Genomic DNA, 26,935 nt, shown 5'->3' with positions numbered 1-26,935 from the left:
TGAGCCGGTGCCGCCGGTGGGGCATGGTCCCCGCGGCTTTAGGGTTGAAACATCTTGTTTCCCCGCGACTTGGACTAGAAAAACCTGATGAGCAGCGACGTTGCCGATCCAGCCCCCGTGGGTGCTCAACCCGCGGATGAAAACCCCAAGCGACGCGCGCGCATGTCGCTGAAGCCCCTGCTGACATTGAAGCCGCTCATTCTCGCGCACAAGGGCGCACTCTGGGGCGCCATCATTTCCCTGGTCGTCTCGGCGCTTGCGATGCTGTCAGTGCCGCTCGCCGTTCGCCGCATGATCGACAAGGGTTTTGCGGGCAATGACTCGGCGCTGATCAATAATTACTTCCTGACGCTCATCGGCATCGGGTTGATTATCGCGATCGCCAGCCCGGCGCGGTTCTATTTCGTCAATTGGATCGGTGAGCGGGTGGTCGCCGATCTGCGCACCAAAGTGTTTGCGCAACTCGCCAAGCTTGGGCCCGCCTATTTCGACATCAATCATTCCGGCGAGATCATGAGCCGTCTGACGGCAGACACCACTCAGATCAAGTCGGCCGCCGGCTCATCGCTTAGTCAAGCGGCACGCAACTTCATTATGCTGATCGGCGCGCTGGTGATGATGTTCATCACGAGTCCGCAGCTTTCGGGACTCGTATTCCTCGCCATCCCGATCATCGTGCTTCCGCTCGTGGGCTTCGGGCGCTTGGTGCGGCGCTTGTCGCGCGAAGCGCAGGATACGTTGGGCGACTCTTCCGCCTACGCCGCCGAGAACCTCGCGGCCTATCGGACGATGCAGGCCTACGTCAACGAGAAGACCGTCACGGATCGCTACGCGCGATCGGTCGAGCGGACGTTCGCGGCTGCGCGCCGGCGGATGCGGGCACGCGCGGCGCTGACGGGCATCGCGATCTTTCTGACAGTGGCGAGTGTGACCGGAGTTCTATGGTACGGCGCGTCGGCGGTGATCGCCGGCGACATGTCTGGCGGCCACCTCGGACAGTTCGTCCTCTACGCTCTCTTTGCGGCCGGAGCGCTCGCAGAACTCTCCGAAGTTTGGGGCGAGGTGAGCCAAGCCGTTGGCGCGGCCGAGCGTCTGTCGGAGATGATGGCGACCATTCCGGAGATCCGTTCGCCTGAACATCCAACACCGCTGCCCGAGCCAGCGATCGGCAGCGTCGCCTTCGAGAACGTGTCGTTTTCCTACGCTGCAAGAAAGTCCGAGAAAGCGCTCGATGGCGTCTCATTCATTGCCGAGCCGGGAGAGACGCTGGCTCTCGTCGGCGCGTCCGGCGCAGGCAAGAGCACCATTTTCAACCTTTTGCTGCGGTTCTACGACCCTGATGCCGGTATCGTTCGAGTTGACGGCGTGAACGTGAAAGACGCCGACCTTTCGGCTCTTCGCAGTCGTATCGCGCTCGTTCCGCAGGACGTCGCCTTGTTTGCCGACACGGTAGCTGAGAACATCCGGTACGGAACGCCCGCTGCCACGCTTTCCGAAGTGCGACGGGCGGCAACGGCGGCGCAAGCCGACGATTTCATTCGGCGCCTGCCGGACGGCTACAACACGCGGCTGGGCGAGCGCGGCATGTCGCTGTCGGGCGGTCAGCGGCAGCGCATTGCGATTGCGCGCGCGATCCTGAAGAACGCGCCGTTGCTTCTCCTTGACGAGGCGACAAGCGCGCTCGACGCGGAAAGCGAGGGAGCCGTGCAGCGCGCGCTCGAGGGACTGATGAAGGACCGGACGACGATCGTCATCGCCCATAGGCTGGCCACTGTTCAAAAAGCGGACCGGATCCTCGTCATGGAGAACGGCCGGATCGCGGAATCAGGCACACACGTCGAACTCGTGCGGCGGGGTGGGATCTACGCCCATCTGGCCGAGCTTCAATTTGGCCGTGAAGCGGCCGAGTAGTCCAATTGGCCTGCCCTCAAATTAAGCGATTGCTAACATCTGTTTGCTGATTATCCGGGGCATGAAGATGCTCACAGCGATCGTCATCGGCTTCAGCGTTTTTGCTTACGATATCGCCTTCAACAACGGCGAGATCGTTTATTGGCTCGCGTCTGCCCTGGGATTCAACTGATCGGTTCGACCGGTGCGTCAGCGCGCGCTATCTGCTCGTCAGCTTGAGCTCGATGCGGCGGTTCTTCTGATAGGCTTCTTCGCTATTGCCGTTATCCACCGGCTGGAATTCGGCATAGCCAGCGGCGACGAGCCGCCCGGCAGGGACGCCGCGCGAGATCAGATACTTCACGACAGATGAAGCGCGTGCGGTCGACAATTCCCAATTCGAGGGAAAATCGGCCTTCGATATCGGACGCGCGTCGGTGTGGCCGTTGATCTGGAGCGCCCAATCGATATCCGGCGGGATCTCCTTTTGCAGCTCAACGATGGCTTCGGCGATTTGGTCCATCGCAGCCATGCCTTCGGGCGTCAGGGTCGCTGAGCCGGATGCGAATAGGACTTCAGACTCGAAGACGAAGCGGTCGCCGACGACGCGGATGTCCTTGCGGTTCTTCAGAAGCTCTCGCAGTCGGCCGAAGAAGTCTGAGCGATAGCGCTTCAGTTCCTGAACCTGCTGGGCAAGTGCGGTGTTGAGGCGGGCACCGAGATCCTTGATCGTCTTGTCGCTTTCGGCGCCCTTCTTTTCGGAAGCTTCCAGAGCGTCATTCAAAGCTGCAATTTGACGGCGAAGGGCGACCAGCTGCTGATTAAGGAGATCGACTTTCGAGAGGGCTTCAGCCGAAATGTTCTTCTGCTTATCCAGATCAGTGGTCAGGCCAGCGATCTGACCTGCAGCTGTCTTCGCGCGTTCGTCCGCGCCAAGCCCCGCGCCTGCAAGCTTTTCATTCTCGGCCTTCACAGAAGCTAGCGACGCCTGCAGTGCTGCAAGCTCGTCCTGAGCGGATTGGGATTTGCCCTTCTCAAGCGACAGCAGCGATGTCAGTTCGCTGATCTGCTGGGTAAGGCGCTGGAGTGCTGAATCCTTGCCGGTCGCCTCTTGTGCCGAGAAGTATTGCGCGATCATGAAGATCGACATCAGCAGCGTCACGACGAGAAGCAGCGTCGAAAGGACGTCAACGTAGGCCGGCCAGAATTCGCCGTACTCGCCGCCGCGGCGTGACCGTCCGCGCGCCATCGGCTAACCTCGCTTCATTGCATCAGCGAGGCTGCGGAGCATGCTCGCGACTTCCGCCTGCTGCTGTGCCTGTTCATCGACCCATTCGCGGACGACCTTTTGCTCGGTGCGCATCTGGGTGACGAGTTGATTGACGCCACGGGCCAGATCGCGGACGTCCTCCTGGCCTTGGGGCAGCGCTTTGGGAGCCGCCGCCGGCTGCTCGGTAAGTCTGTTCGTGAAGTCTTCCAGCGAGCGCTGCATGTCGACGACAGCAGAGAGCAGCTGCCGGTTGACGTAGTCGCTGGAAGAACCGCCACCAGCCGGTGTCAGCTCCGTGATGCCCGAGAGCCATTCTTCAAGTTCGTTATAGAAGCGGTTGTGGGCGTGGCTTGCCTGCAGTTCGAGAAATCCGAGTATGAGCGAGCCGGAGAGGCCGAGCAGGGATGACGAGAACGCCGTACCCATGCCACGCAGCGGAGCAGCAAGGCTGGCCTTCAGATCGCTGAAGAGTTGGACGTTGTCCGTGGCCTTGCTGTCCAGCGAGTCGATGGCGTGTCCAACTGACTGGATCGTCTCAAGGAGGCCCCAGAACGTCCCGAGCAGGCCCAGGAACACGAGAAGGCCTACGAGATAGCGGCCGGTATCGCGCGCTTCGTCAAGGCGGGAGCCGATCGAATCCATGAAGGAGCGCATCGCCGCCGTTGACAGCGAAATCGTACCTGTCCGGTCCCGCAGCATCGTTGCCATCGGGGCAAGAAGGACGGGCTTTGCGCTGATCGACAGTCCCGGATCGGAAATGCGGAAGGCGTTGACCCAGCGAATTTCGGGATAAAGCCGGAAGACTTGCCGGTAAGCGTAAATGATGCCGAGCGCCAAGGTGCCGACGATCAAGCCGTTCAGGCCCGGATTGTTCAGGAACGAATGCTGCAGCTGATCAAAGAGGATCGCGGCAAGGAAACCAACCAGCGTCAGAAATATCGTCATGCGCAGCAGAAAGACGCCGGGCGGCGTCAAACGCCGTGATACCGGCGCGAGTGCTGAGGCATCGCCCGTGCGGTTCTTGGCCATCGTCGTCTCCGGAGCGTCCCCGCTGTCCCACTGCGCGACCTTACAGCAACGCTGTGTCATGGAAAACCGGCAACATCATGCCGAAGTCCCGGAATTCAGAGGGCGATGAGCGACGGATCAGCGCTTGGAGAACAGAACAGAGCCGAAAGCTTTATGGAGAGTGAGGTTTGCAGCCAACACATCGCCCGTCGCAAGCATCTTGTCGCCACCCGAGAGGTCGCTGACGAAACCGCCAGCCTCTCGGACGATGACGATGCCGGCGGCGACATCCCAAGGCTGGAGATTGTGCTCCCAATAGGCATCAAAGCGACCGGCCGCCACAAAAGCCAGGTCGAGGGCTGCTGAGCCGGTGCGGCGAATGCCGGCGACTTCGCCCATCAGCATTTCCATCTCGCGAAGGAAGCGCGGGTGTCCTTCGCGGCCGCGGTGAGGGATACCCGTCGTGACCAGGGCGTCCGCCGGCGACTTGCGCGCGGCAACCCGAAGGCGCCGATCGTTGAGATATGCGCCCTTGCCCTTCTCCGCGGTGAAGAGTTCGTCGCTTGCTGGATTATAGATGACACCGGCGACGAGCTGGCCTTCGCGTTCGAGGCCGATCGAAACGCAGAACATCGGGTTCGAGTGCAGGAAGTTCGTGGTGCCGTCGAGTGGATCAACGATCCAGCGGTGGGTCTTGTCGGCGCCGACGATTTCGCCGCGCTCCTCCATCAAGAAGCCATAGCCGACGCGTGCCTTCGACAACTCCTTGAAGATAATGTCCTCGGCCTTGTGATCGGCGGCGGAAACGAAGTTGGCTGGTCCCTTGATTGAGACCTGCAACTGCTCCACCTCGCCGAAATCACGATTGAGGCTGCGACCAGCTTTGCGCGCGGCCGAAATCATGACGTTCAGGGTCGGGGAAACATTGTTCATCTCGAGATCCGGCTGCGATTGGGCGAGAGGCGGGCTCTAAAGGCTCTTCCGGCGCGTGACAAGGGTGACCGAAAGCCTAGGGGGCCGCCGACAATCCCGGATCAGCGGCGATCTGGTCGATCCAGGCCGAGGCTTCAGACTGCGCTTTGGCGCGGTCCGCTTTTGACATTTTCCCAACGATGCCGTCGAAGTTGTCGTCTGCGAAACCGTTCTTCTTGGCGATAAGGCGCCACTTGGCAGCTTCGACGGGGTCCTTTTTCACCTTGATGCCGTCGAGGTAAACGTAGCCCAACCGATTTTGTGCGCCCGGTATGCCTTTTTCGGCAGCGGCCTTCAGAAGCACCGGAATGCGGGGCTCGTCCTTGGTCAGGCCGTAGCCCTGAAGCAGCCGCACCGCGTAATCGTACTGCGCAACCGCCAAGCCTTGATCGGCGGCGCGTGAAAGCCATTTCGCGGCTTCGAGGGCGTTGGCATCGACCCCCGTTCCGGTCTGATAAAGTTCGGCGAGGTCGTACTGCGCCTGGGGGATGCCTTTTTCGGCGGCGTAGCGAATGTGCTGGTAGGCCCGTATCGGGCTGAGCGGTTTGCCGTCGCCCTTCAGGAACAACATGCCGAGATTGTAATTGGCCTCGGCGTTACCGGTCAGAGCGGCCTTCTCGAAAAGTTCGCCGGCGATCTTGCGATCCTTTTTGACGCCTCGTCCTTCGGCATAGGAAACGGCGAGAGCGAGAGTGCCCGGCACATCGCCCATATCGGCGGCGCGTTTGTAGTATTCGAAAGCTTTCCTGTCGTCCTTCTGCACGCCGAGGCCTTCGGTATAGATGCGTGCGATCAAGGTATTGGCTTGAGGTTCACCACGCGCGGCCGCTTCCTCGGCGAGCTTCAAAGCAGTCAGGTATTGGCCTTGATCAAACGCGGTGTAGGCGGCGTCGTCGCCCGTCGCGGGAATGTTGGACGGAATGCTCTTTTGAATGGTCGAGGATCCCGTTCCCGTTGTCGTCGCTGTCGGGGACGCGTTTTTTTTCGGCGAGGGTGCGAGCTTGGGGACTGGTGTTTCCGGGGTTTCGCGCGAAAACCACGAGCTGCTGTCGGCGGCGACGGGAAGGGCGGAGGCAAGGATCAGCGCCGTTGCCAGCGTTAACGTTGGGATGTTGCGGTTATCGCCCATCATTTTGCCGGCTCTGGCACGCGTATCGATTCGGAAAAGCTGCGCAGCCGGTCGGCGATATCCTTTTCGCTATCGGACGCGCGAATGCTGACCGCGATGAAATCAGCTCCGGCGACGGCCAATTCGTGTGCCGCGCGCTCATCGGGAACGTCGAACGCCACGCAAGGGAGTTCAAACAGTTCGGCCCACCATTTGATCAGTCCGATTTGTCGCTCGGCTGCTTTTTCTCTGTCGTCGACGTGAGGCGGGATGCCAAACGCGATGTAGTCCGCGCCCGCTTCTCCGAGTTCCATGGCGTCGTGGCGGCTGCGTCCTGCATCAGCGGCGACGATGGCTCCGGACTTCGCGGTCTGTCGAGCGGCTTTGAATTCGACAACAATGTTTTCGGCCCAGGGCAAGTGAACACCGTCCGCACCGAGCTTCGCTGCGTTTCCAGTCTCAGGCGTTAGAAGCACAGCGATGTCTTTTGCCTGCGCGAACGCTATGAGATCGCGCGCGGAGTTGGGCTCTAGCGAGCCACCATCAGATGTACGAATGAGGACGCTGGCGATCTCCGCGGCGCCGATTGCAGCTGCGAGCGCGCTCATTGCCCCCGCGCGGTCGTCGATCACTAGGTCCAGATAGAGACTGGTCGTGGGCACGCGGAAAGCTCCGATTTGGTTCGCTCAATCGTGGCGGATTGCGGCGGAAACAAGAAGAGCCGTCAACGGTCCCCTTTCATCCCCTGGGTTGCAGCAAACGGGTCTATACTCAAGACGAATCGGGATTTAAGGGCCACAGGGTGCTTTTTTTCGCCGGATTTGGGTGGCGCCGCGGTTTACCAGACTGCGGGAACGGGTCATGGTTTGCCCATCTCTGAGTTTAGGCGTTTTTCCGCCAACTTGAGGGCTCACGTAGTGTCGGCAACGCTGGCATCGCCGCGCCTCTCGCCTATCGGAGCCAAACGGGGAATGATCAAACAGTACGCGCTTCGCCTTCTCGGCGTTGGTTTGTTGGGGGTCTGCTGGGCTGGAAGCGTTCCAGTTGCGAAGGCCGAACCGAGTTCGCAGGATAGCGGTGCAGCGGCTGCTGCTACGCCATCGAAACCCACAACGACAGGGGCTATCCCGGCGTCCTCCGATCCGCCGAAGGATGTGCATCCTGATGCGTCCGTCCCACCGAAGGACCCTGCGCCGGCGGCAACGGCAGCAGTAGCTCCCACATCAAGCGAGCCGCCAGCGACTGCGTCGCCGGCGCCGTCAGGGACTACCGCGCCTTCAACTGCGCCAGCGGAAGCGAAGCCAGAGGCCGTTCCGGCTACGCCGACCACGAACACCGCCATCGTGACGCCGCCAGCAACTAATGAGCAGCCCGCTGCGTCGCCTGCTCCTGCCCAACCATCGGCCGGTGCGTCGGAACCCGACGCAAAGGCTCCCGCTGCCCCGTCTGCCGCTCCGACACCCCCGGCGTCGCCTCCTGCTGATGCGGCCGCACAGTCAAAGCCTGCGGAGACGCCGACGCCGGTCGTCACCGCTCCCGCGGGCCCGCCGCCACCGCCACCCGTCAGTCCAATCGTCGAGGCAGCGCGGGCGAAACTTGCCGACAAGGCCTTCGCTGGACGCAACACCAGCGATGACGTTAACGCGGCGCGGGATTTCTATGGTTCGCGAACTGAGGCGCTGTGGGTGAAGGATGGCGAGTTCACGCACAAAGCGAAGGAAATCATCAACACGTTGAAGACGGCGGACGACTGGGGCCTCGATTCGTCCGATTTCGTCATTCCTCGCATCGACAGCGGTGCTGCGGGTGAAGGCGCTGCCGAAGCGCAGTTGACTCTGTCGGCTTTGAAGTACGCGCGGTTTGCGCGTGGCGGACGCCTCGATCCCGTGTCGCTCAGCAACATCCTCGACATGAAGCCTCCGGTTAAGGAAGGCAAAGTCGCCATGCGGGAGCTGGCGAGTGCATCTGAACCCGGTGCGTATCTGCGCGGGCTCAATCCAAAGCATGTCGGCTTCGAGCGGCTTCGTCAGGCGCTTCTCAAAGCGCGCGGCGGCGAAGTGGTTCAGGACGAGACGCCCGTCGATCCGGCGCTTCTCGTAAAGCTGCCGAGCGGCAAGACGCTGAAGAAGGGTACCAAGGACGATCAGGTCTCTTTATTGCGGCAACGCCTGAAGGTGCCGGCGGATAATCCTGCAGATGATCGGACGTTCGATGACCGCGTTGCCGACGCAGTCCGCAATTTCCAGCAGGACAACGGGCTGAAGGCGAATGGCGTCGTCACCAATCGCGTCCGTCAAGCCATGAACGATGCGGGTAAGCCGAAGAAGGTTCGTTCGAGTCCATCGGAGAATGTCGATCGTCTCATCGCCAACATGGAGCGCTGGCGCTGGCTGCCGACCGATCTCGGGAAGTTCTACGTCATGAACAACATTCCTGAGTACACGAGCGAGATCTGGAAGGACGACCGCATCGAACTCAAGCAGAAGATCATCGTCGGACAGCCTGCGTGGCCCACGCCGCTTCTGGCCGCGAAGATGCAGTTCGTGATTTTCCATCCGAGCTGGGGCATGCCCGACGGCATCAAGGCCAAGGAACTGGCGCCGCGTTTGCGCCAGGCGTCGGGTAATTCTGGTTTCGGGTTCTTCGATCAGCTCTTTGGCGGCGGCGGCAGCAGCGGAGCCGACGTCATCGCCGCCTACAAGCTGCAGGTCTACTACAATGGGCAGCGGGTCGATCCGAATTCTGTCAACTGGCGGACTGCGGATATCCGGCAGTACAGCTTCATCCAGCCGCCGGGCGGCGACAATCCGCTCGGGCTCGTGAAGTTTCGATTCCCGAACCGGCATGACGTCTACATGCACGACACGCCGGAGCGTAATCTCTTCAGTCAGAGTAGCCGGGCATTGAGCCATGGCTGCATGCGCGTAGAGGAGCCGCGCCGAACGGCCGAGGTTATCCTTGCGCAGGATAAGGGTTATTCGGTCGAGAAGGTCGGCGAGCTTTGGGACAGCGGCGCAAGCGTGACGCTTTCAAAGGAAGTGCCTGTCTATCTCGTCTATTTCACCGCTCGTGCCGCGGATAATGGTCAGATCGACAACTACTCTGACATCTACGGCATCGACTCTCGGGTGATGTCCGCATTGCGGGGCAAGCCGGTGCGGTTCGTCGCACAAGAAGCCGTCGATCCGACGGAAGCGGCAGAGCCCGGCGGCTCAGGGACCTCGTACGACGCCGGCCGCGACGATCTCAACGACAGCGCGCCGCCGCCTCGCACCAACAGGACAACGGCGAAGAAGCAGCAGAAGAAGGATACGCTGCAGGACGCGCTCTCGAACATTTTCCTGAACTAAGGGTTCGCAAAAGAACTCGACAAAAAAGGGCGGATCTTTCGATCCGCCCTTTTTGTTTTGGTGCAATGGCAGAAGATCAAGCAGCCTTTTCGAGCTTCTGATCCCATTTGCCGAGTGCCGCGAGACTGTTCATTTTTGCGCGGTGGGTGAAAGCCCTCTGGCCAGCGGCGACGTTCTCGGGCTTACCGCCCCAGGCCTGGATGGCGGCAGCTTGAAGAGCGCGGCCATAGGAGAACGTCAGTGGCCAGGGCAACGGGCCGGACGCGTTCATCAGCGACAGGTGCTCCGTCGCCGCTTCGTCCGATTGTCCGCCGGAGAGGAACGCGATACCGGGTACGGCCGCGGGCACGGTCGCCTTCAGGCACTTCACCGTCTTTTCGGCGACTTCCGCGGCACTCGCCTGCTTTGAGCACTTCTGTCCGGCGATGATCATGTTGGGTTTGAGGACCATGCCCTCGAGCTTCACCCGCGCGTCGTAGAGTTCGCGGAAGACGGTGCGCAGCGTCCACTCCGTCACGCGATAGCACTCGTCGATGTCATGGCCTGAGTGGTCGCCGTCCATGAGAACTTCGGGCTCGACGATCGGCACGATGTTGGCTTCCTGGGCAAGAGCCGCATATCGGGCGAGGGCGTGGGCGTTGGCCTTGACGCAGTTCCAGGTCGGCAAGCCGTCGTCGATGGTGATGACCGCGCGCCACTTCGCGAAGCGAGCGCCGAGCTTATAGTATTCGGCGAAGCGCTCGCGCAGCCCATCGAGACCCTCGGTGATCGTTTCCACTCTGGACGTGGGGCCTGCGAGCGGCTTGGCGCCCATGTCGACCTTGATGCCGGGGATCGAACCAGCGGCCTTCATGATGTCGACGAGCGTGGTGCCGTCCTTGGCCTTCTGCCGAATGGTCTCGTCGTACAGAATGACGCCCGATACGTAGTTCTTCATGCCCTCTGTGGCGCGGAACAGCATTTCGCGGTAATCGCGGCGGCTGTCCTCAGTCGAGGCAAGATTGATCTTGTCGAAGCGCTTCTTGATGGTGCTCGTGCTTTCGTCGGCGGCCAGAATGCCTTTTCCAGGCGCAACAAGGGCGCGGGCAATATCTTCGAGTTTTTCGCTCATCAATGCCTCCGTAAAGCCGTTGATCTTCAATTGTCATGGAAACGGGCGCCGATGAGGACGCCCGTCATTAAATTCGTTTAGATCAGCTTCGCCATCGCGACGGCCGTATCGGCCATTCGGTTCGAGAAGCCCCATTCATTGTCATACCAGGAAACGACGCGGACGAAGTTGCCGTCAATGACCTTGGTTTGATCAAGCGCGACCGTCGAGGACGACGGATCGTGGTTGAGGTCCATCGACACGAGCTTTTCCTTCGTGGTCGTCAGGATGCCCGCCAGGCGGTTGGACTTTGCAGCTTCCAGAATGGCGTTGTTGACTTCCTCGGCAGTCGTGTTGCGCTTGGCGACAAATTTGAAGTCGATCAGCGAGACGTTCGGGGTCGGCACCCGCATGGAGGCGCCGTCGAGCTTGCCGTTGAGATCGGGGATAACGAGGCCAACGGCTTTGGCGGCGCCAGTTGTCGTCGGAATGATGTTCAGCGCTGCCGCGCGGGCGCGATACAGGTCCTTGTGGAGGGTATCGAGCGTCGGCTGGTCGCCCGTATAGGAGTGGATCGTCGTCATGAAACCGTGCGCGACGCCAATGGCATTGTGGAGGACGCTCACGACGGGCGCGAGGCAGTTCGTGGTGCAGGAGGCGTTCGAGACGACAAGGTGCTCCTTCGAGAGCTTGTCGTCGTTGACGCCGTAGACCACGGTGAGATCGGCGTTGTCAGCGGGTGCTGAAACGAGGACGCGCTTGGCACCGGCGTCGAGATGCGCCCTGGCCTTTTCCTTCGAGGTGAAGATGCCCGTGCACTCGAGGGCGATGTCGACCCCGAACTCCTTGTGAGGCAACTCCGCCGGATTTTTGATCGCTGTGACCTTGATCGGTCCCTTTCCGGCATCGATCGTGTCGCCCGACACCTTCACTTCCTTGGGATAGCGGCCATGGACGCTATCGTAACGCAGCAGGTGAGCGTTCGTTTCGACGGGGCCCAGATCGTTGATGGCTACGACTTCGATGTCGTTACGCCCGCTTTCAACGATAGCGCGCAACACGTTGCGGCCGATGCGGCCGAAACCGTTGATCGCGACCTTCACAGTCATTCTTGGTGATCCTCCGGAAACGAGACGTATGGCAAATGCGCAGAGGGCTCGCCTCGTCGCCGATAGTCTCTAGGTTTTGCGGGTCTTTAACGTCAGTTGGTGGCAGCCTGTCAATCAGGCAAGCCCGGCGCTTCAGGTTACGCTCGCGGAATTCTTTTCATTCTGCGGGGGGCAAACACGGTCTCGTTTATTGACGACGTTTACCCTACCCACGTAACCTGTCGTCCCAAGCGAAGGTGATCGATGCGTCAATCGTGTCGCCCGATAGGGCGATGAGAGGCCATGACTGAACGCAACACCGCCAAGATCAAGCGCGCGGACGACTTAAAGTCGCCCCGCAAGCCGTCGAGTGACGTCGATTTGAGGTCGGAGAACGCACGTCTCCGGGCCGAACTGGCGACGGCGCAACAACGTATCGCGGAGCTTGAGCAGCGGACGGCAGACGCCCTCAATCGCATTGATTGGGCTCTCGATTCGCTACATAGTCTCCAGGAAAGCGAGTGACTTGAGCATCGTTCAAGGGGAGACCGGCAAATCTGCCGGGCAGGATGGCCGAGGTCCCGTTTACTTTCAATCAACGCACCTATCGCTTCCAGTGCGATGAGCACGATGCTCGCCGCCTGAAGGAGATCGTCGCCTACTTCAAGTCCAAGCTGGACGATCTCCTGCGGGAGCATGGTTCAGTGGGAGACGAACGCCTGATCCTGATGGCTGCGCTGATGATCACGGACGAGCTGTTCGACGCCCGGGCCGACGTCGATGATCTGCTCGAAGGCAGCACTGCGGAGCTTAGGACCGTGGCTATCCGCAGCTTGGAAGCGGACGACGCCGAACCCACCCTTCGGCGGGCCAAGGCGTAATAGGTTTTTGGATCTTAAGCCGCGGCACTGGATTTTTCCGTCCGGCTCACATAAGTCTCAAGGCGCTGCGGGGCTCGTCAGGGACAATATGACCCGGGGGCCTATAAGATCCGCACGGGCGCTGTCCCTGACCGGAGCCGTGGCTCCGGACACATGGTGCCCACCTACGCTCGTAGGGACCACGCGGGTTCATGATCCCAACGGCCTTCGCGGCATTTCTCCTTTCGATGGGAAGCGATAAAACTTCAGCATGGCGGACGCCAAACAGGAACTGCGCGCTGAGGCTCTGCGGCGCCGAAAAGAGGCTTTCGAGCGCCATGGCGCCGAGGCGAGCCTGAAGATTGCGGCGCAAGGGCTCGATTTTCTGCGCGTGAAGCCGGAGATCATCGTATCCGGCTTTGCCGCCATCCGGGATGAGATCAATCCGGGCCCTCTCATGACCTGGCTTCATGCGGAGGGTTGCCGGCTGGCACTGCCCGTCATGCAAGGCAAGGGCGCACCATTGCTGATGCGGGCGTGGTCGCCCGGCGACGTCATGGCACCCGCTGCCTGGGGTATCGCGGAACCGACCGACGACAAGCCGGAACTCGATCCGGATGTCGTGCTCGTGCCGCTCCTCGCGTTCGATGGGCGAGGGTATCGCCTTGGGTATGGCGGCGGGTTTTACGACCGCACGCTCCGGCGGTTAAGAAAGATAAAGCCGATCATTGCCGTCGGCCTTGCCTACGACGAACAAAAGGTCGACGCCGTGCCGGTCGAAAGCTATGACGAGAAACTCGATTGGGTCCTCACGCCGTCCGGCGCCCAAGAGTTTAAAGAAATCTAGTCCAGGATCTTCATGCGGCTTCTGTTTCTCGGGGATATCGTCGGCAAAGCAGGCCGAACGGTGGTTTGCGATGCGTTGCCCGGGCTCATCAAGTCGCACGCACTCGACTTCGTCGTCATCAATGGTGAAAACGCTGCCGGCGGCTTTGGGATCACGGAAGCCATCCTCAACGATTTGATCGATGCCGGCGCGGATTGCGTGACCCTCGGCAACCATGCGTTCGATCAGAAGGATACTCTTGTCTACATCGAGCGGCACGATCGCCTCATCCGGCCGCTGAACTTTCCGAAAGGCACTCCTGGCAGGGGCGCGACGCTTTTGAGGAGCCGGGGCGGGGCCGATGTGCTGGTCATCAATGCGATGGGCCGGGTCTTCATGACCGAGATCGACTGCCCATTTCGTGCAATCGATTCAGAGCTTACAGCGTGCGCGCTCAAGAGCGGAGCGGATGCCATTCTCGTGGACTTTCATGCCGAAGCAACGAGTGAAAAGCAGGCGCTCGGTTTGTTTCTCGATGGCCGCGTGAGCATGGTCGTGGGCACGCATACCCATACGCCGACAGCGGATGGTCGCGTTCTTCCGAGCGGTACGGCGTACTTGTCAGACGCCGGGATGTGCGGTGACTACAACTCGGTTCTGGGCATGGATCCGGATGAACCGATCAACCGCTTTTTGACACGCATTCCGCGTGGCCGTTACGAACCGGCCGTTGGGCCGGGGACGATCTCAGGTTTCGCGGTGGACATCGACGATGCTACGGGGCTGGCGGTCAATGCGGCGCCCCTGAGGCTTGGTCCGCATCTCGAGCACGCCATGCCGGCATTCTGGCGCGTAGCCCCGGCCTGATTGGGCAAGCGACGCCAATGATTGGCCTTCATCTCGGCATCTAATCGTAACATCCTCTGGGGTGCAGCGATGATGGCTCGGATTTTCGCGTTGATGTTGCTTGCGGTGCCATCTCCAAGCTTTGGCGCCGGCTGCCCCGTTCTGGGGCCCTCTTCTGTTGCCGTGTTCCAGAAACCTGTCGCCGGCCAGATTTCGAAAAGCTTCGGAATGGCGATGCACCCTCTGCTGATGATCACGCGCATGCATAGCGGGATCGACCTGAGCGGCGTCAAGGGCGAAGCCGTAGTGTCGAGCGCTGGGGGTGTCGTCCGAGAGGCGCGGTTTAACGCCGAGTACGGTAACTACGTGGTGGTTGAACACGGGGCGGGCTGGGAAACGATTTACGCACATCTCGACCTTGTGGCTGTTTCCGCCGGAGATTGTGTCGCCGCGGGCCAGAAAGTCGGGACCGTCGGCTCCACCGGCATTTCGAGCGGTCCGCACCTTCACTTCGAGCTACATCGCGACGGACGGCCAGTCGACCCCACGCCTTACTTCTCCGGCCGCTGAAGATGGCTGGAAGCCTCTCTCTTGACCGGCGCGCAGCCGTTGCGCAAAAGACGGTGCTTCAGCCGCATTTCCTCATCAGACGAGCACGAGCATGGCCGGGCATTCGCAATTCAAGAACATCATGCACCGCAAGGGCAAGCAGGACGCCATGCGTTCCAAGCTCTTCGCAAAGCTCGCGCGGGAAATCACGGTTGCAGCGAAATCCGGCACGCCCGATCCGGATATGAACCCCCGTTTGCGCCTCGCGATTCAGGAAGCGCGCGCGGAAAACATGCCCAAAGACAATATCGAACGCGCTATCAAGAAAGCGCAGGGCGGCGATCTCGCGACCTACGAGGCCGTCCGTTACGAGGGTTATGCGCCGGGTGGGGTCGCGGTCATCGTCGAGGCCCTGACCGATAATCGCAATCGCACCGGAGGCGTCGTCAGAAGCGTTTTCACAAAGTACAACGGCAACCTCGGCGCGACCGGCTCGGTTGGACACATGTTCAATCATATCGGCGAAATTACCTATAAACCTGATGCAGGATCGGCAGAATCCGTTTTGGAAGCAGCGATCGATGCCGGGGCGGATGATGTTCAGTCTGATGACAATGGCCACCTGATCACGACTGCGTTTGAGTCACTGGGAACCGTCGCAGCGGCGCTGGAGAAGAAGCTTGGCGAACCGCAGACCGTTAAGGCGATCTGGAAGCCCAACCTTTCGACATCGGTGGACGAAGATAATGCGCAAAGCATCATGAAGCTGCTTGCCGCGCTTGAGGATGACGACGACGTCCAGAACGTTTTCGCGAACTTCGAAATCTCTGACGAGGTAATGAAGAAGCTGACCGCGGCCTAGGTCGCGGGATAGAACACGCCGAAGACTGCGGCCAGCAGCCCGGCGATCAGCATAAGAATGCCGACGATACCGAGAAGCTGAGCCATAGAGTTGCGGAAGCGCGCAGCCGTGCTGATGCGAGCCGCAGGGCTAGGCATGCCCGCCGACTTCACGGAATTTTTCCGAAGTTTGTTAATGGCGGCCCCGGTCGTGGCGGCGGCGATGGCTGCGCTGTTGTCGTTGCGTCTCGCCCAGCGAAACAGCCATAAACCGCCAAGGATTAGCGCCACGCCGGCCACAATCCACTTCGGGTGGGCAAAGGTCGGATCCATCATGTCCTCGGTTGCTGGCGGTGGATTGCCAATATGATATCCATCCCGCAACACTAAAGCCCAAATCTTGCGTTTTTACGAGACGGGCTGCGGCTGCGAAGCGAGGGAAGCGTGCTTTGCAGGCAAAACGCACTATGATTGGGGCGTACACTGCGTACGGGAGTAGGCATGGCGGCGGACGGACCATCGGGGGGTAGAGGTCGAGTTCGCGTCGGACTGGTCGTCGTCCATGGGGTCGGCGAGACCGAGCCCGGATATTGCGTCAACGCCGTTCTCGATACGCTCGCCGCGACGCGGCCAGGCTACAGCGTTTCGCCCGCCAACGAATACAACCGCGTTTCGGAGCCGGAAGTCGCCAACCCGCCTCCGGTCTTTCCGGTGATCCGGCGGGGAGCGGCGCACAACAGCGGAATCGAGATTGAGGCTGTTGAACTGCACTGGGCGGACCTCACCGAGGGTCAACCCGGGCGCGTCAACACCCTCCTCCAACTTTTCCGAGTGATTTTTGAATCGCATCATCTCGTGGATGCGATGCTGAACCGGACGCGCGATGCAATCTCCTGGGCCCTGCGTAAGATCCTTTGGATCGCCGGGTGGCTGATCCGCGGTCCGAGCGCGGCATTGACGATCGTAACGTCGGCGATTTGTGCGCTATTCCTGTTCGAGCCGCCGAGTGTGATGGCGACCGTGATGGATGCGCGCCAGCAGATCCTAATCGTCACCGGCGTGATATTTGTCGGCGCACTTTACGTCTTCTACCGCATCAGCCGGCAGCAGGACTATTCTTGGTACGACACGGTGTTTTGGCTCGCCGTGTCAGCGTTGGTTGTTTTCGCGCTGACGTTCAACAACTCGCTTCTTGATCTTTTGAAGCATGTCCCGGAGCTCAAGGTCGGACCGCAGAAGGCGGCGAGCCAACAAACACTCGAATGCGCGGCGGGTGCCGCAAATCCCGCTTGTTACATCGATGGGCTGTATAAGATCATCATTTGGGGTTGGCGCTTCTGGGGCGGGTTGATCGTATTTGCCACCGTGCTCCTTGCTCTGTCGTGGGTGCGGGCTCGGTTCACGGGCGACCGTTCCCGGCTGTCGACGATCTCCACGAGCATCGCCATTCTCATCATGCAATTCATGCTCTGGACGACGGTGGTCGTCAGCGCGATCTATCCGATGCTCAATCGCGCCGAGACGATCACGACGATGAAGGAAGCGCGGCCCATCATTCAAAATGCGATCGCCGCGAAGCAAATAGCACCCGATAGTCCCGTCGCCAAACTCGTTCAGGTCCCGGATATCGAACTCGACTGGATCGGTCGCTTCAAGTTCATCTACGCCTCCACGGCGGTCACTGTTCTGATGCTGATCATCGCAGGAATGATGCTGATCGAGATCCGGCAAATGAAGGCGCGTCGAGGGCTCAACGACCTGGAACAGACGGCGCGAAACATGCCCCGGCTGCTTTTCAACCCGGTGTTGGTCGGCCTGATGATCATGGCTTTCCTCATCGTGTTTGCGCTGGTTTTCATCCAGCCTTACCTCGACAACAACCGCGTGTTCGTGAACCTTAGAGGCTACATTCTGCCCGTCGCTGCCGGCGTCGCTTTGGTTCTTCCCTTCTTCTTCGGTCGACGCGTTGCCAACGTCGCTAACTTCGCGCGCGACCTCATCGATCATCACTATCAGCCGCGGCAAGAGACCGCCGCCTACTTCGTGCCTTCGGTGTTCCGGATGCGCCATCGCCGTCTTCGGCGCGAGCGGATCCAGGGCCGGCTCAATCTGGTGCTCGAGCACTTCGTGCAAAACCAGGGATATGACGGCATAATCTTTCTGGCGCACAGCCAGGGATCGGTCATCGTGTACGATTACCTTAGGGACAACGGTCCCCAATACACGCGGCTTGGCGATGCAGCGCCGGCGCTGTTGACGTTCGGTTCGCCGCTGGGGAGCATCTACCAGAAATATTTCAGCGAATACGCGGCTTCGAATCCCGTTCCGATGGGGATTGCATCGCGCCTCAAGTGCTGGATCAATCTCTACCGCGTCGACGATTACATCGGTGGGCGGGTCTCTGCCCCGCCGGGCCTGCGCGTTGACAATCATGTGATGGGTATGGGCGGGCATACGGGATACTGGACCGAGCCCGATGTCGCTGAAGCGCTCGATGCGATCCTGACGGGCAAGGTTGCCGACGCCACCAAGCCGCCGCCGTTGCCGCCACCGCCGATGACGCCTTCGGCGCCCTATGCGGTTCGTGCTATGCGAAGGGTATGAATGGACGAACGATTCGCATTATCGGCATCGATCCGGGGCTGCGCCGCACTGGCTGGGGCGTCATCGAGAGCGATGGCGTGCGGCTCGTTTACGTTGCGTCCGGAGTGATTTCTCCGCCCAAAGACGACGATCTCGCCTATCGCCTTTCGGCCCTCTTTGATGCGGTGACGGGCGTCATTCAAAGCTTCAGCCCGTCGGAAGCCGCCGTCGAAGAGACGTTCGTCAACGAAAATCCGCGCTCGACCCTGAAGCTCGGGCAAGCGCGCGGGGCGGCACTCTTGGCACCTGCGCGGCTTGGCCTGCGTGTCGCCGAATATACGCCCAACCTGATCAAGAAATCGGTCACCGGGACGGGCCACGCCGAAAAGCAGCAGATCCAGGCCATGATTTCCTTTTTGTTGCCCAAGGCCGTGTTCGAATCTGCCGATGAGGCAGACGCGCTGGCAATCGCGATCACGCATGCGCATCATCGCGTCAGCCGCCAGCGGGCGGCGGCATTTGCCGCCAAGGTTGCGGAAACATGATCGGCAAGCTCAAAGGCAAGGTCGACGCAGTGGGCGAAAGCCATCTCGTCATCGATGTTCATGGCGTCGGGTATGAGGTTCAGGCCTCGTCGCGAACGCTTCGCAATCTGAAGCCGGGAGATGATGTCGCCCTGACGATCGATACCCACGTGCGTGAGGATGCTATCCGGCTGTTCGGTTTCCAGAGTGAATTCGAGCGCAGCTGGTTTCGCACACTGCAAACGATCCAAGGCGTCGGTGCCAAGGTCGCGCTCAGCGTGCTCGGCGTAATGGCGCCGCAGGACCTCGCCAATGCTGTCGCGTTCGGCAACTGGGCGGCGGTCGAGGAGGCGCCAGGTGTCGGCAAAAAGCTGGCTCAACGCATTGTCGCCGAACTTAAGGATAAAGCGCCGGGGCTTTCCTTGAGCGGTCATAACATTCCGGCAGCCAGCCCCGGTGCGGCCACTCCGGCCACGAACCTTCCGCCATCCAGCCTGGCGTTCGCGGAAGCTCTCTCGGCGCTGACAAATCTCGGCTATAACCCGGCTCAGGCCAATGCAGCGGTTGCGGTTGCCGCGCAGGAGCTTGGCGAGAGCGCCGATACTCCGGGGCTCATCAAGCGCAGCCTGAAAGAATTGGCGCGCTGATCGTCCACTGGGCCGTTATCGCATAGGAAAGCAGCCGTGCCGTCATCTAACGACAAGCTCAACAATGGCATGCGGACGCTTTGGATGGTGTTGATCACCTCGCTGGCGGCGCCTTTCTTTGCGGGTCTCATTTTCGTTCTTCTCCAATTCTTGAGCCCGTATGCCGACAAGTTCATCCCGCCGCATCCCGGTGAATCGATCGGAGAAGTCGCCGTCGATGCGTTCGTGTGGAGCGCGCTTCCGGCAACAGTGGCGGCGCTGGGACTGACGCCCTTCGTCCTCCAGCAGGGCACCTATGGGTGGCTGCATGCGGCTGTCGCGGGTGTGTTGGCTTTCATGGCAGGCGCGATCATCTTCCCGTTCCCAGCCGGAGGAGCTTTGCCGTTCCTTGCCTTCATAGCCGGCCTTATCGCGATCGGCATGCGGGCGCTTCTCATCGCCGGTGGGATATTGCGGGAAGCCTGAGGAACGTGAACTTCCACTGCGTTGGCGGTCGCGCGACCGGCGCCGACTTGACGGGGCCCCCGAATAGCCTCACGAACAAACCATGACCGAGAGGCTCGTCAGCAGTGTGCGAAAGGAGGCGGATGCCTTCGAGGCGTCGATTCGCCCGCAGTCGCTCGACGATTTCGTTGGGCAGGAACAGGCACGCGCCAACCTTCGGGTTTTCATCACCGCGGCTCGCGGGCGCGGAGATGCTCTGGACCACGTACTGTTTGCCGGTCCTCCAGGTCTCGGGAAAACAACGCTGGCGCAGATCCTCTCAAAAGAACTCGGGGTTGGCTTCCGGGCGACGTCGGGCCCGGTGATTTCCAAAGCGGGCGATCTCGCCGCGCTGCTGACCAATCTCGAAGAGCGCGATGTGCTCTTCATCGACGAAATTCATCGCCTCAACCCGGCCGTCGAAGAAATACTCTATCCGGCGATGGAGGACTTTCAGCTCGACCTGATGATAGGCGAGGGACCGGCGGCACGATCAGTTCGCATCGATCTGCCGAAGTTTACGCTTGTCGGCGCCACAACGCGGGCGGGATTGCTGACCAATCCGCTGCGCGACCGGTTCGGGATTCCCGTCAGGCTCAATTTCTACTCGATTGCGGAGCTTGAACTGGTCGTCGGACGCGGCGCGCGTGTGCTCGGCGCGGCGATCTCGACCGATGGCGCGCGCGAGATCGCCCGGCGCTCGCGCGGGACGCCGCGCATTGCCGGACGCCTGCTTCGCCGCGTTCGCGACTTCGCTGCCGTCGAAGGCGCCGTGGTCATCAATGCTGAAGTTGCGGATCGGGCGTTGACGATGCTGGAGGTCGACGGCGAAGGCCTCGATGCTCTGGATCACCGCTATCTCGGTTGTATCTTAAAACACTACGAAGGCGGTCCTGTGGGGATCGAGACGCTGGCGGCGGCTTTGTCCGAGCCGCGCGATGCGCTCGAAGAGATCGTTGAGCCTTATCTGCTGCAGCAGGGCTTCGTGAGCCGGACGCCGCGCGGCCGGGTTCTCACTCTTAAGGCGTATCGACATCTGGGGGCCAGCGGTCCGGCTCGGGGGAGTACTCCGGAGCTTCCGATCTTCGAGCAGGACGAAGACGAGACCTAACGCCGCTCCTTTACCCAAAACCTTAAAATATTCATGGTTTGATCAGCTTTTCGCGGCGTATGTGTGCGCTACAACGCGGTCCGTTTACGAGGAATTTGCTTTGATCACCCGTCGAGCACTTCTCAAGATGACCGGCATCGTCGGCGTCGGTTCTACGGCGCTGAGCGGATATGCGGTCGCGGAAGCATTCAACGAGCACGTCACCAGCTACGAGCTAACACCGCCCAATTGGACGCCGGGCCTCAAGTTGCGCGTCGCTGTTCTTGCCGATCTGCACGTGTGCGAGCCGTGGATGTCGATCGAACGGCTCGAAAGGATCGTCGAGCAGACGAATTCCTTGAACGCCGATGCCATTCTGATGCTCGGCGACTTCGTCGTCGGGCTGCGTCTTGGCTCTTACTCTGGCCCGATCAGCAACGAGGCTTGGGCCGCTGTTCTGGCGAAGCTCAAGGCGCCCTATGGCGTGCATGCGATTCTTGGCAATCACGACTGGTGGCAGTCGGCCGAAGTTCAGATGCGGCGAGCCGGTCCGCCTCCAGCTGCCCTGGCGCTGAAAGCCGTCGGAATTCCTGTCTATCAGAATACCGCAGTTCGACTTCAGAAGGATGGTCATCCGTTCTGGATCGCAGGGCTCGGTGATCAGTGGGCTTTTCGACGTGATGGCGGCGGTCATGACGAGACGGCGCCGACTCGCCTTGCGGAATACGAAGGTGTCGACGATCTGCCGGGAACGATGCGCCAGATCACCGATGATGCGCCGGTGGTGCTGATGGTTCACGAACCGGATATCTTCCCTGAAGTGTCAAGCCGCGTGTCGCTGACACTCGCTGGACATACGCATGGCGGCCAAGTGCGCATCATGGGCTATGCCCCCATCGTTCCTTCTATCTACGGATCGCGTTATGCCTACGGTCACAAGGTCGAAGGCGGGCGGCATCTTATCGTGTCTGGCGGCCTAGGCTGTTCGTCGCTTCCGGTCAGGTTCGGGTCTCCGCCCGAGATCGTCGTTGTCAATCTCGGCAGTGAGCGAGGAGGCGAGGCTTGAGCGCGCAGCAATGGCCGGATCTCGCAGGCCGCATCGTTCGGGATGCCGATGGGCAGCGGCACATCCTTCCCGTGCGCGTCTATTTCGAGGACACGGACGCCGGTGGGGTCGTCTATCATGCGTCGTTCGTGCGGTACGCTGAGCGCGGCCGGACGGACTTCTTGCGGCTCCTCGGGACAGATGCCCGTCGTCTGATCGACGGAACCGACAGCAGCGAACCGGCGGCGTTCGTGGTCCGCCGTATGACTTTCGATTTTGCCCGGCCAGGCCGGATGGACGATCTTCTAGAGGTGGAGACGCGCGTCAAGGAACTTGGCGGCGCAAGCGTTACGCTCGAGCAGACAATCAGTCGCGACGGCGTTCGGCTCGTCACCGCCGACGTCATTGTCGTTCTGATATCGATTTCCGGTAAGCCTCTTCGCCTCAGCACCGCCGTGCGCGAAGCCTTTCAGGCGCACGCTGAAAGTGCGAAAGATCTGACCCGCTAAGGGGATGCGGCTTTATCTGTCCTCGCGCTGAAGATTGCGTCCGATCGCCGATTGACAGGGGCGGGGCCTGCCGTCATGGCTCCCGGAGAGGCCAACGCCCGCGTTTTTCGTGGATAAACACAAAGATGCGTCGTTGCCGAGGGATGTAGTAAGCCCTCGTTTGGTCATATTGGGCGGCAAAAGCTCTAAACCCAACGTGCAGATGGCGGGGGCGCTTGTTGCCGGGGTGGACGACATAACGCCGTCAGACGCTTTCTTCATCGGGCTCGCATCCCGCGCGTCCCAATGCAGCCGGAATTTCACGGCCCGGGCAGCAGTGCTCGGGTATCGCAGTTTTTCGACATGGATGGTGAAATGAATCCCGCGGATGTCGCCCAGAGCGCCGTTGCCCCGGTCGCAGCTGGCGGTTTCTCGTTCGTTGAGCTCTTTATGCAGGCTCACATCGTCGTCAAGATCGTGATGACGGGACTTGGCCTCGCATCGATCTGGTCCTGGGCGATCATTTTCGAGAAGCTTCTGGCATTCCGGCGCGCGCGCGTCGAAAGCGATCGCTTCGAGCAGCTGTTCTGGTCGGGCCAATCTCTCGACGAGCTTTACGCGAACCTGTCCCGGGGCAGGACGATCACCATGGCGGCATTGTTCGTCGCCGCGATGCGGGAATGGAAACGGTCGGTCGAAGGCAACATCAGAGCGCTGGGCGGCATTCAGCTGCGTGTCGAGAAGGTGATGGATGTCACGATCAGCCGCGAGATGGAGCGGCTCGACAGGCGCTTGCTGTTTCTTGCGACCGTCGGTTCGACGGCGCCGTTCGTCGGCCTGTTCGGCACGGTCTGGGGCATCATGACGAGCTTCCAGTCGATCGCGGTTTCGAAGAACACTTCGCTCGCGGTCGTGGCGCCCGGCATCGCGGAAGCGCTGTTTGCCACCGCTTTGGGCCTCGTTGCCGCTATTCCTGCCGTTATTTTCTACAACAAGTTCTCGGCGGATTCGGCTGCGATATCGCAGCGCCTCTATCAGTTTTCCGATGAGTTCGCCGCTATCGTCTCGCGGCAGATCGACGTGAGGGCTTGAGCCGATGGGTATGAGCGTCAAGGCTGGCGGTGGCGGCGGTCGAGGCCGGCGACGCGGCAAGCATATGCCGATGAGCGAGATCAACGTCACCCCGATGGTCGACGTGATGCTCGTGCTCCTCATCATCTTCATGGTGGCGGCGCCTCTTCTGCAGACGGGCATCGACGTCAACCTGCCGGAATCAAAAGGGCAGGAAATACCGACGCCGAAAAAGGATCCGCTTGCAGTGACGGTCAAGGCCAACGGCGACGTATACATCGGAGACACGCAGGTTCAACTGGATGAACTGGCGACGAAACTCAAAGCCATCGCCGGAAACGGCTACGACGAGACGATCTTCGTGCGCGGCGACAAGGGTGTGAACTACGGAACGGTGATGGAGGTCATGAGCCGCATCAACCAGGGTGGATTCAAGAAGCTGTCCTTCGTTCTGAATGGAGAGAAGGGAGGCACCTAGCGCTCGAACGCTAAGGGACCACGCAAATGACGAACATGGACGCGCTTCAGCGCTCTTCGAAGACCGGTTCGTCGCGAGGCTTGGCTTGTGCGGGTGCGCTTTCTCCGAGCTGGTGCAAGTTTCGGCGGACGGACGTGCCGCCTTCTGTTGATCATGGGTGCTGAGCCGTGCCCTTCGGACTTTTTCTGTCCATTCTTCTTCACGCCTCGCTTCTTGGGTGGGCGCTGCTGTCCATGCATTCAGCGCCTCCGCTGACGCCGGATACGCCCGCGATTTCGGCTGAACTCATCACGCCTTCTGAGTTTCTGCGGCTCAAGCAGGGAAGCGAAGACGCCAAGCACCTCGATACCAAGTCGAACGACAAGCCGACGCTCGACGAAAACAAGAACGACACCCCGAAGCCTGCCAACGCGCCGCCGCCACCGCCACCGCCCGCCGAAGAGCAGGTGGCCAAGGCTGAGCCCCCGCCCGAACCGCAGCCGCCGGAGGCTACCGAACCTCCGCCATCGCCGCCGCCGGCCGAGACTCCGAAATCCGATCCGATAGCGAAGAAGATCGAGGAAACGCCGCCTCCCGCGCCCACTCCGCCTCCGCCTGAGCCGCAGCCCGGTCCGACGCCGGAAGAAAAGAAGGCAGAGGAAGAACGTCAGAAGGCTGAAGAAGCAAAAAAGAAGGCCGACGAGGAAGCCAAGAAGCAGGCGGAGGTGGAAGCCAAGAAGAAGGCCGCAGAAGAGGCAAAGAAGAAGGCGGAAGCCGAAGCGAAGAAAAAGAAGCTCGAGGAAGAAAAGAAAAAGAAGGCGGCTGAACTCAAGAAGAAAAAGCAGGAAGAGGCGAAGAAGAAAGCCGAGGCTGCAAAGAAGCAGTTCGATCCTAGCAAGATCGCGTCTTTGCTCGAAAAGTCGCCGGATGATGCAACGCCCAAGGCGTTGCTCGACAAGGATAAGCGGAAGAAGGGTCAGCAGGCGTCCGGCTCAAAGTCGGACGCGTTCGATACGGGTAAGGAAGCGGGCGTTGCGACCGGCACGGACACTGTGCTTTCGGCGCGCGAGCAGGACTTGCTCAAAGGTATGCTCAAATCGCAACTCAACGGCTGCTGGCGCCCACCTGGAACGGGCGGCGGCGATGAAGTCCCTGTCGTTGAACTCCATTGGGAACTCAACCCGGACGGGTCGCTGGCCTCCGATCCGCGGGTAACGTCTGCGCCAAACACGACGGCCGGACAGGTTTACGCGGAAGCCGCCCTGCGAGCCGTGCGCATGTGCTCCCCATTCCATCTGCCGCCTGACAAATATGAAGGTGGCTGGAAGGTCATCGACTGGACTTTCGATCCGCGACAAATGTTGTAATCGCCTAAAAGATGCTTCAATCGACCGCGAAGCGAAGTCACAACCTCTACCCCGACGCCGACGGAACGCATGAGAGAGCCTTCATGACCTTGAAAGTCCGCCTGAAACGGCTGTTGTCCATTGCTGCCCTCGCCGCCGCGGGGATCTGGTTCGTTCCGGGGCTCTCAACGCCGGCTATGGCCCAGCTAAAGGGCACGCAGACCGAAGGCACCATCGCGCCAATCCCGATTGCGATCCCAACCTTTCTCGGTGACGATCAGCAACTCGCGCAGCAGATTTCTGGCGTAGTGGAAGCGGACTTAGAACGCTCCGGCCTTTTCAGGCCGCTGGATCACGCGTCATTCCTGGAACAGGTGCGCGACGTCAACGCTCTGCCCCGGTTCGGTGACTGGAGATCGATACAAGCCGACGCTCTAGTCGTTGGCCGGGTCGTGAACAGCGGCGACGGCCGTGTCGGCGCAGAATTTCGCGTCTGGGACGTTGCGGGCGGAAAGCAGCTCACCGGTCAGCGGTTCTCGACGGCCTCGCGCAATTGGCGCCGGATCGGGCATATGATCGCCGACAGCGTCTACGAGCGCCTAACCGGCGAAAAGGGCTACTTCGATACCCGCATCGTGTTCGTCGACGAGACAGGTCCCAAGGAGCGGCGCGTGAAGCGCTTGGCGATCATGGACCAGGACGGCGCCAACGTTCGCCTTCTCACCCAGGGCAACGAACTCGTGCTGACGCCCCGGTTCTCGCCGACGAACCAGGAAATCACCTACATGTCGTACACGAGCGACCAGCCGAGGGTCTTCATCATGAACCTCGAGACGGGCAAGCGCGAGATCGTCGGTGATTTCCCGAACATGACGTTCGCGCCACGATTTTCCCCCGATGGTCAGCGGATCATCATGAGCCTTGGCCGGCCGGACGGCGGGTCCGACATCTACGAAATGGATCTTCGTTCCAGGCAGCCCCGCCGCTTGACCCAGTCGAACGGGATCGACACCAGCCCCAGCTATTCACCGGACGGAAGCCAGATAGTCTTTGAAAGCGATCGCGGCGGCCGCCAGCAGCTATGGGTGATGAACGCGGACGGCTCGAACCCGCATCCGATCTCCCAGGGGGACGGCAGCTATTCGACCCCCGTCTGGTCGCCGCGCGGCGACTACATCGCCTTTACCCGTCAGGCCGGGGGCCAGTTCATCATCGGCGTGATGAAACCGGACGGCTCCGGCGAGCGGACGCTGACCGAGGGCTTCCATAACGAAGGGCCGACCTGGGCCCCCAACGGTCGAGTGCTCATGTTCTTCCGTGATCTCAGCAACGGCGAGGCGGGAGGGGCTCGAATCTTCTCAGTCGACATCACCGGCTACAACGAGCGAAAGGTCGACACCCCGTCCTTCGCATCGGACCCGGCTTGGTCACCCCTCCTCAATTAAGAAATCCTTCACGAACGCGCTGCCCAAGATATTAACGATGACTTCGGCTCGAAACGTAA

General features: G+C 60.8%; 27 protein-coding genes and 1 other RNA gene. 20 read left to right on the top strand and 8 right to left on the bottom strand.

The genetic code is table 11. The annotated features are described in order from the left end of the window. Positions 1 to 162 precede the first annotated feature (162 nt). Positions 163 to 1,911 (top strand): ABC transporter transmembrane domain-containing protein, encoded by a 1,749-nt coding sequence (locus EKK30_RS06045; RefSeq protein ID WP_290982506.1) that lies wholly within the window; start codon positions 163 to 165, stop codon positions 1,909 to 1,911. Between the two features lie 199 nt (positions 1,912 to 2,110). Here EKK30_RS06045 and EKK30_RS06040 read toward each other — a convergent pair whose 3' ends face one another. The 5 genes from EKK30_RS06040 to EKK30_RS06020 form a co-directional block, all read right to left on the bottom strand. After that, positions 2,111 to 3,139 carry a peptidoglycan -binding protein gene (locus EKK30_RS06040; RefSeq protein WP_290981751.1) on the bottom strand — a complete coding sequence of 343 codons (1,029 nt, stop codon included), beginning with the start codon at positions 3,137 to 3,139 and terminating at the stop codon, positions 2,111 to 2,113. Positions 3,140 to 3,142: 3 nt separating this feature from the next. Beyond that, positions 3,143 to 4,189, bottom strand: a complete 1,047-nt coding sequence (locus EKK30_RS06035; protein ID WP_290981748.1) for a flagellar motor protein MotA — start codon at positions 4,187 to 4,189, stop codon at positions 3,143 to 3,145. A 117-nt stretch (positions 4,190 to 4,306) separates the two neighbouring features. Next, positions 4,307 to 5,101: an inositol monophosphatase family protein gene (locus EKK30_RS06030; protein WP_290981745.1), complete on the bottom strand. Its 795-nt coding sequence runs from the start codon at positions 5,099 to 5,101 to the stop codon at positions 4,307 to 4,309. A 76-nt stretch (positions 5,102 to 5,177) separates the two neighbouring features. Next, entirely contained in the window at positions 5,178 to 6,272 is a 1,095-nt protein-coding gene (locus tag EKK30_RS06025) for a tetratricopeptide repeat protein (RefSeq protein ID WP_290981742.1), read from the bottom strand. Beyond that, positions 6,269 to 6,910: a thiamine phosphate synthase gene (locus EKK30_RS06020; protein ID WP_290981739.1), complete on the bottom strand. Its 642-nt coding sequence runs from the start codon at positions 6,908 to 6,910 to the stop codon at positions 6,269 to 6,271. The genes EKK30_RS06025 and EKK30_RS06020 overlap by 4 nt, the downstream gene beginning before the upstream one ends. A gap of 309 nt (positions 6,911 to 7,219) precedes the next feature. Here EKK30_RS06020 and EKK30_RS06015 point away from each other — a divergent pair, with 309 nt between their 5' ends. Beyond that, positions 7,220 to 9,598 (top strand): L,D-transpeptidase family protein, encoded by a 2,379-nt coding sequence (locus EKK30_RS06015; protein ID WP_290981737.1) that lies wholly within the window; start codon positions 7,220 to 7,222, stop codon positions 9,596 to 9,598. Positions 9,599 to 9,674: 76 nt separating this feature from the next. On the opposite strand, the gene EKK30_RS06010 is transcribed toward EKK30_RS06015, so the two are convergent. Both EKK30_RS06010 and gap read right to left on the bottom strand, forming a co-directional pair. Then, positions 9,675 to 10,709 (bottom strand): class I fructose-bisphosphate aldolase, encoded by a 1,035-nt coding sequence (locus EKK30_RS06010; RefSeq protein ID WP_290981734.1) that lies wholly within the window; start codon positions 10,707 to 10,709, stop codon positions 9,675 to 9,677. Positions 10,710 to 10,786: 77 nt separating this feature from the next. Beyond that, positions 10,787 to 11,797, bottom strand: coding sequence for a type I glyceraldehyde-3-phosphate dehydrogenase (gene gap, locus EKK30_RS06005; RefSeq protein ID WP_290981731.1), 1,011 nt, complete (start codon positions 11,795 to 11,797; stop codon positions 10,787 to 10,789). A gap of 282 nt (positions 11,798 to 12,079) precedes the next feature. Here gap and EKK30_RS06000 point away from each other — a divergent pair, with 282 nt between their 5' ends. The 7 genes from EKK30_RS06000 (at position 12,080) to EKK30_RS05970 (ending at position 15,719) form a co-directional block, all read left to right on the top strand. After that, positions 12,080 to 12,301, top strand: coding sequence for a hypothetical protein (locus EKK30_RS06000; protein WP_290981729.1), 222 nt, complete (start codon positions 12,080 to 12,082; stop codon positions 12,299 to 12,301). Between the two features lie 44 nt (positions 12,302 to 12,345). After that, positions 12,346 to 12,657, top strand: a complete 312-nt coding sequence (locus tag EKK30_RS05995; protein WP_290981726.1) for a cell division protein ZapA — start codon at positions 12,346 to 12,348, stop codon at positions 12,655 to 12,657. Between the two features lie 59 nt (positions 12,658 to 12,716). Continuing rightward, positions 12,717 to 12,877, top strand: a non-coding RNA gene (gene ssrS / locus EKK30_RS05990) — 6S RNA. Between the two features lie 30 nt (positions 12,878 to 12,907). Further along, the gene (locus EKK30_RS05985) at positions 12,908 to 13,483 is read left to right on the top strand and encodes a 5-formyltetrahydrofolate cyclo-ligase (protein ID WP_290981723.1); all 576 of its coding nucleotides are present in this window, start codon (positions 12,908 to 12,910) and stop codon (positions 13,481 to 13,483) included. Between the two features lie 12 nt (positions 13,484 to 13,495). Further along, on the top strand, positions 13,496 to 14,329 hold the full coding sequence (locus EKK30_RS05980; protein ID WP_290981719.1) for a TIGR00282 family metallophosphoesterase: 834 nt from the start codon (positions 13,496 to 13,498) through the stop codon (positions 14,327 to 14,329). A 69-nt stretch (positions 14,330 to 14,398) separates the two neighbouring features. Continuing rightward, positions 14,399 to 14,878, top strand: coding sequence for a M23 family metallopeptidase (locus tag EKK30_RS05975; protein ID WP_290981716.1), 480 nt, complete (start codon positions 14,399 to 14,401; stop codon positions 14,876 to 14,878). 91 nt (positions 14,879 to 14,969) lie between these two features. Further along, positions 14,970 to 15,719, top strand: a complete 750-nt coding sequence (locus tag EKK30_RS05970; protein ID WP_290981713.1) for a YebC/PmpR family DNA-binding transcriptional regulator — start codon at positions 14,970 to 14,972, stop codon at positions 15,717 to 15,719. Here EKK30_RS05970 and EKK30_RS05965 read toward each other — a convergent pair. After that, positions 15,716 to 16,033 carry a hypothetical protein gene (locus tag EKK30_RS05965; protein ID WP_290981710.1) on the bottom strand — a complete coding sequence of 106 codons (318 nt, stop codon included), beginning with the start codon at positions 16,031 to 16,033 and terminating at the stop codon, positions 15,716 to 15,718. The two genes, EKK30_RS05970 and EKK30_RS05965, sit on opposite strands and share 4 nt — an antisense overlap. Before the next feature lie 165 nt (positions 16,034 to 16,198). Here EKK30_RS05965 and EKK30_RS05960 point away from each other — a divergent pair, with 165 nt between their 5' ends. The 11 genes from EKK30_RS05960 to tolB all read left to right on the top strand — a co-directional run bounded on the left by EKK30_RS05960 (position 16,199) and on the right by tolB (position 26,876). Next, positions 16,199 to 18,301, top strand: coding sequence for a hypothetical protein (locus EKK30_RS05960; RefSeq protein ID WP_290981707.1), 2,103 nt, complete (start codon positions 16,199 to 16,201; stop codon positions 18,299 to 18,301). Then, positions 18,298 to 18,825, top strand: coding sequence for a crossover junction endodeoxyribonuclease RuvC (gene ruvC / locus EKK30_RS05955; protein WP_290981704.1), 528 nt, complete (start codon positions 18,298 to 18,300; stop codon positions 18,823 to 18,825). Before EKK30_RS05960 ends, ruvC begins: the two co-directional genes overlap by 4 nt. Beyond that, positions 18,822 to 19,451 (top strand): Holliday junction branch migration protein RuvA, encoded by a 630-nt coding sequence (gene ruvA / locus EKK30_RS05950; protein ID WP_290981701.1) that lies wholly within the window; start codon positions 18,822 to 18,824, stop codon positions 19,449 to 19,451. The genes ruvC and ruvA overlap by 4 nt, the downstream gene beginning before the upstream one ends. Positions 19,452 to 19,487: 36 nt before the next feature. Next, on the top strand, positions 19,488 to 19,916 hold the full coding sequence (locus tag EKK30_RS05945) for a hypothetical protein (protein WP_290981698.1): 429 nt from the start codon (positions 19,488 to 19,490) through the stop codon (positions 19,914 to 19,916). Positions 19,917 to 19,998: 82 nt separating this feature from the next. Further along, positions 19,999 to 21,045 (top strand): Holliday junction branch migration DNA helicase RuvB, encoded by a 1,047-nt coding sequence (gene ruvB / locus EKK30_RS05940; protein ID WP_290981695.1) that lies wholly within the window; start codon positions 19,999 to 20,001, stop codon positions 21,043 to 21,045. 100 nt (positions 21,046 to 21,145) lie between these two features. Then, a complete protein-coding gene (locus EKK30_RS05935) occupies positions 21,146 to 22,090 on the top strand; it encodes a metallophosphoesterase (RefSeq protein ID WP_290981692.1) in 945 nt (314 codons plus the stop codon). Next, on the top strand, positions 22,087 to 22,578 hold the full coding sequence (locus EKK30_RS05930) for a YbgC/FadM family acyl-CoA thioesterase (protein ID WP_290981689.1): 492 nt from the start codon (positions 22,087 to 22,089) through the stop codon (positions 22,576 to 22,578). Before EKK30_RS05935 ends, EKK30_RS05930 begins: the two co-directional genes overlap by 4 nt. Positions 22,579 to 22,932: 354 nt before the next feature. Continuing rightward, the gene (gene tolQ / locus EKK30_RS05925) at positions 22,933 to 23,649 is read left to right on the top strand and encodes a protein TolQ (protein ID WP_290981687.1); all 717 of its coding nucleotides are present in this window, start codon (positions 22,933 to 22,935) and stop codon (positions 23,647 to 23,649) included. A 4-nt stretch (positions 23,650 to 23,653) separates the two neighbouring features. Next, positions 23,654 to 24,106, top strand: coding sequence for a protein TolR (gene tolR / locus EKK30_RS05920; protein ID WP_290981684.1), 453 nt, complete (start codon positions 23,654 to 23,656; stop codon positions 24,104 to 24,106). Positions 24,107 to 24,273: 167 nt separating this feature from the next. Further along, positions 24,274 to 25,452, top strand: a complete 1,179-nt coding sequence (gene tolA, locus EKK30_RS05915) for a cell envelope integrity protein TolA (protein ID WP_290981681.1) — start codon at positions 24,274 to 24,276, stop codon at positions 25,450 to 25,452. Between the two features lie 83 nt (positions 25,453 to 25,535). After that, positions 25,536 to 26,876: a Tol-Pal system beta propeller repeat protein TolB gene (gene tolB, locus EKK30_RS05910; RefSeq protein WP_290981678.1), complete on the top strand. Its 1,341-nt coding sequence runs from the start codon at positions 25,536 to 25,538 to the stop codon at positions 26,874 to 26,876. The last annotated feature ends 59 nt before the right edge of the window (positions 26,877 to 26,935 follow it).

The sequence above is a fragment of the Hyphomicrobium sp. genome, from assembly GCF_003987855.1.
In the GTDB taxonomy this organism is placed as follows: domain Bacteria; phylum Pseudomonadota; class Alphaproteobacteria; order Rhizobiales; family Hyphomicrobiaceae; genus Hyphomicrobium_B.
This window is presented reverse-complemented; position numbering and strand designations above follow the sequence as displayed.